This window comes from Streptococcus sp. NLN64 (genome assembly GCF_015831295.1).
In the GTDB taxonomy this organism is placed as follows: domain Bacteria; phylum Bacillota; class Bacilli; order Lactobacillales; family Streptococcaceae; genus Streptococcus.
Genome location: NZ_JADXDQ010000082.1, coordinates 1 through 4,765 on the forward strand (window position 1 = coordinate 1; position 4,765 = coordinate 4,765).

Below are 4,765 nucleotides of genomic sequence, written 5' to 3' on the forward strand. Positions count from 1 at the left end.
TAATTTCTCGAAAATCTCTGATACAATAGTCATAGGTTCTATATCCTTTCGGGTTGATTTTGCACTTCCTAGGATATAGGACTTTTTTATTTTTTCAATCGGCTACCGAGAATTATTTTACACTAACTGGGATAAATAAGTCTCCCAAATACGATCAAATTGACTTAAATTAAAGGCAAAAGAGGCTTCTTCCTCCAAATAGCGGCTAATCTGGTCAAAATCACTGCTTTGGCGGGGAAAGGCGGTCTCGGTAAAGACCAGATCCGCCAAGGCAGCAGCCTCCACATCCACCTTAGAATCTCGCTGGGTCATGAGCCAGTGGTAGAAAGATTTACGCATGATCTTCCTCCCCAATCCACTCGGTGCCCCACTCATCCTGCTTGATTTTTCCAGCCTTCATGAGGCCACCCAAGGCCTTCTTAAATTGTCCCTTAGAAATCCCGAAGGTCTCCTTAATGGCCTGCGGTGAAGACTTGTCGTTCAAAGTCATGAAGCCGCCATTGGACTGCAAATACTGGGCAATCATCTGAGCATCGTTGGCCAACATTTCATGGGAACGAGGCTTGAGCGAGAGGTTCAGAGTCCGATCAACTTGGCGAAAACCAATCACTCGCGCATCCAAAACCTGTCCCAAACGAGGCTCCTCAAAACGTTCAGATGGATGAACAAAGCCCAACATATTATTTTCAGGCAAATACACAAAGGTCCCACTTAACTTCAACCGATAAACAATAGCAGGCCAGGTTTGATTCTGCATATTGTCATAAGCCGGCCCAGCCAAGCGTTGAAAATCTTCCGGACTAGCTAAAATTCCCCAAATCCGCTCTTTGGCATCGACCTCTAACCGAATGTAGAGACGATCTCCCTTCTTAGGCCACAATTCTTTTAACTCTGGCAAAATATCCAAAGATACCACAACCTGTTTGTCAGGCAAACCAGTATCCACAAATACTCCCAAATCACGGCGCACCTCCGTTACTTGGCCCCAACCAAAGTTCTCCCGGTCAGCTGTTACCTCAATCGTTGTCAAACGCCGCTTCTGCTTCATATCCACATAGGCAAACCCCTTTACAGAATCCCCTAGAGCATGCTTCCCTTCAGCTTTATCCAGAGCATAGGTCTGCCCTTCTTTTTGAACATAATAATACTGATCATTTTCGTCTGTTATCAGGCCCACCAAATACGTAGCCAATAAACTTTCCATATCTACTCCTTTTTCAAAAGGAGGTTGGCTGCGCCAACCTCCTTATCCGAACTTAGACCTATTTCACTTCAAAATCAAATGACTCAAAACAGTTTGAAATCTGACTAGAATTTTAATTCTGGAATTGAATTAAAATTTATATCTACATGATGCATGCAAAGCATGCAATCGCTACCGATGCTGGTCGAACGAAGGGGCACCAAAGCGGCTTGGCAATGTTCAGATTTTAAACTGTACAGAGGATTAGACTTCTAAGATTTCTTTTTCCTTACCAGCTGTCATTTCATCGATTTTCTTAACAGCATCATCTGTTACTTTTTGAATGTCCTTTTCAAGACCTTTCAATTCGTCTTCTGTGATTTCTTTTGCTTTTTCTTGCTTCTTCGCTTCATCCATAGCATCACGGCGGATGTTACGGATAGCGATTTTCGCATTTTCACCAACTTTTTTCACTTCTTTGGCCAAATCACGACGGGTTTCTTCTGTCAAGGCAGGGATCACCAAACGAATCACAGAACCATCATTGGCAGGTGTAATACCAAGATCTGAGGCATTCAAAGCACGCTCAATATCTTTCAAAGAAGATTTATCAAATGGTGTTACCAAAAGAACGCGCGCTTCTGGAATTGTGATAGAAGCGATTTGATTCAAAGGCGTGTCTACACCGTAATATTCAACAGTGATACGGTCCAAGAGACTTGCGTTCGCACGACCTGCACGAATCGATGCAAATTCACGGGCAAGACTTTGGTGAGATTGGCTCATACGTTCTTGAGCTCTGGTTACAATTGCGTTACTCATTCATCATTCTCCTTTTGTGAGTTATTAGAAACAGTTGTCCCGATTTGTTCTCCGAAGACAACACGGCGGATATTTCCTGGTTCATTCATATTAAAGACCACGAGGTCAATATCATTATCCATTGAAAGACTAGATGCTGTTGAATCCATAACTGCCAAGCCTTTATTCAGAAGATCACGGTGGGTCAATTCATCAAACTTAATCGCATCCGCATTTTTACGAGGATCGGAATTATAGACTCCATCAACCCCATTTTTAGCCATCAAAATGGCTTCAGCTTCGATTTCCGCTGCCCGAAGTGCAGCTGTCGTATCGGTTGAGAAATAAGGGGAGCCAGTTCCCGCCCCGAAAATCACAATCCGACCCTTCTCCAAATGACGAAGTGCCCGACCACGGACAAAAGGTTCAGCAACCTGGTTCATTGGAATTGCAGTCTGCACACGCGTATCCACACCTACTTGTTGCAAGGAATCAGCCATCACCAAGGCATTCATCACGGTCCCCAACATTCCAGTATAGTCCGCTTGTACTCGGTCCATACCCGCCGCAGCTGCTGGCTCCCCCCGCCAAAGGTTTCCGCCACCAATAACAAGGGCAATTTGCACTCCCGCAGCCTGAACTTCAGCAATTTCTGCCGCCATTTTTTGAACCGTTAAAATGTCAATCCCGACACCGCGTTCACCGGCCAAGGCTTCTCCGGATAGCTTAATCAAGACACGATTGTATTTAGGTTTCACCATCTCACCTCTCCTTTTTTTGTCCTAACTATTGTAACACAAATATCGTATAGAGTCGCAATCTTTTCGCTTTCATTAACGATCCCTATCAAAACAGGGGGGCAGATCGTCCGATTTACAATTTTTACAAAGGTAAACTACACTTTTTTAAATTTTTGCCCCTCGTTACCCCTGGAAAATAAAAACGCGCAAGCATATTTCATTGCGAGATCCGCCAGAACTAAAGCAATGGGGGGGGAAGAACTCATTTCGTTTCAAAAGGGTTCGTTATACTCTTTTAGTTTATCTTTTATTACTGTGTTAGCTCGTCTTGCCGTACTTATTTGAAACTTTCTTCGAAAGTTTTATCAGCAACCTCAAAATCCCCCTCAAGATTTTGACCTGTCTACGACTCGCTTCCTTGTACTGAAAGACTATATTTCCTTTCTCACTGGATTTGGAGTCACCGTCTTACCTTTTCTCCCCCTTCATCTTATCCAAATATTTTAAACATTAACGATTCAAACGGCACATTTTTAAGGTCTTTTTTTCACAGGATTCATCAAAACTAGGTTCTTTCACTCCAATTATCCCGTCAAAAAAAATTCACAATAACAACTGTAATCCAAGAGACTATAAATTGATAGAAATTGAATCTAAACAGATTTTTCTCACATTATTTGTATTCCCTTTCAAAATAAGCTATGATAAACATAGAAAGGAAGTAGACTATGAATACAAATAAACTCATTCCTTATAAACGTATGCCCATCTGGACCCAGGTAACGACGCCCCAGACAGTAACAAGACAGCACAATACCAAAGCAGGGACTTGGGGGAAAATCCGTATTCTGAAAGGAGCTTTGCGTTTTCATTTTCTAGATTTAAACGGAGAGATACTGGAAAGTCACCTGTGGAAGGCAGGAGATGCCATTCCTTTTGTAGAACCTCAAAAGTGGCACCGTGTAGAGGTAGCATCAGATTCCTTGGAATGGTACTTAGAGTTTTACTGTCGTCCTGAGGACTACTTTGTCAAAAAATACAATTGCGGGGCTGTGCATTCAGAAATTTTAGAGGCCCTCCCAATCATACAGGCTCATACAGTATTAGACTTGGGATGTGGCTCCGGTCGAAATAGTTTATATCTGGCACACCAAGGGTTAGAGGTTACAGCGGTCGACAAGGATGGACAGGCCTTGAACAATATTCAAGCAATCGCCGACGAAGAAAACATCCCTCTAAACCTTGAACGCTATGATATTCATGAGGCTTCCATCGAAAAATCCTACGATTGGATTCTTTCAACTGTTGTTCTGATGTTTTTAGATGCCAGCCGAATTCCAGACATCATTCAGAACATGCAAGATCAAACCAAACCAGGGGGGTATAATCTCATTGTTTGTGCTATGGATACAGAGCGCCACCCTTGCCCAATCGCTTTTCCCTTTACCTTTAAAGAAGGTGAATTAGCTCATTATTACAACGACTGGGAGCTCATCAAATACAATGAAAATCTTGGACATCTCCATAAAGAAGATTCTCAAGGAAATCCTATCCAACTTCAATTCGCAACCATGCTCGCCAGAAAACCAAGCTGATACTCGAAATAGCTCGAAATCTGAAAAAGTAATCCGATGAAGGTAGAGCGAGGGTTCGGCGAGGAGGATTAATAGACTCTTTTAGTTTATCTTTTATTACTATATTAGCTCGTCTTGCCGTACTTATACTCGAAACAGTTCGAAATCTGAAACGAATTTTAATCCAGGAATTGGATTAAAATTTATAGGTAATGAAGCAAGCGTCGCTTGCCATCAATCTGATGAAGGCTGAACTATAGTTCGGCGAAGAAGATTAACACATTCTGATTTTGAAATGTAATGAGTATTATTTGAAACTTTCTTCGAAAGTTGTACTCAACAAGCTCAAAATCTCCCCCAGAGATTTTTCTACCATTTGTCAACCATTTTTCTAAAAATAGGACAATTTATTTGGCAGATTGATGCCTGCTGAGCCTAGTTGTGAAGCAAAGAGAAGGGGATTTTGT

Annotated in this window: 5 protein-coding genes; 1 reads left to right on the plus strand and 4 read right to left on the minus strand. The window is 42.2% G+C overall.

Going from position 1 to position 4,765, the window contains the following annotated elements:
- Positions 1-117: 117 nt before the first annotated feature.
- The 4 genes from I2503_RS08930 to pyrH all read right to left on the minus strand — a co-directional run bounded on the left by I2503_RS08930 (position 118) and on the right by pyrH (position 2,745).
- Entirely contained in the window at positions 118-339 is a 222-nt protein-coding gene (locus I2503_RS08930) for a YozE family protein (protein ID WP_196967726.1), read from the minus strand.
- On the minus strand, positions 332-1,204 hold the full coding sequence (gene cvfB, locus I2503_RS08935) for an RNA-binding virulence regulatory protein CvfB (protein ID WP_196092162.1): 873 nt from the start codon (positions 1,202-1,204) through the stop codon (positions 332-334). Before cvfB ends, I2503_RS08930 begins: the two co-directional genes overlap by 8 nt.
- Before the next feature lie 243 nt (positions 1,205-1,447).
- Positions 1,448-2,005 (minus strand): ribosome recycling factor, encoded by a 558-nt coding sequence (gene frr, locus I2503_RS08940; protein ID WP_196967727.1) that lies wholly within the window; start codon positions 2,003-2,005, stop codon positions 1,448-1,450.
- Positions 2,002-2,745: a UMP kinase gene (gene pyrH, locus I2503_RS08945; RefSeq protein ID WP_196092164.1), complete on the minus strand. Its 744-nt coding sequence runs from the start codon at positions 2,743-2,745 to the stop codon at positions 2,002-2,004. The genes frr and pyrH overlap by 4 nt, the downstream gene beginning before the upstream one ends.
- A 707-nt stretch (positions 2,746-3,452) precedes the next feature.
- Between pyrH and tehB the strand changes: the two genes are divergently transcribed.
- Complete coding sequence (tehB, locus tag I2503_RS08950) at positions 3,453-4,319, plus strand: SAM-dependent methyltransferase TehB (RefSeq protein WP_196967728.1); 867 nt, start codon at positions 3,453-3,455, stop codon at positions 4,317-4,319.
- Positions 4,320-4,765: the final 446 nt, after the last annotated feature.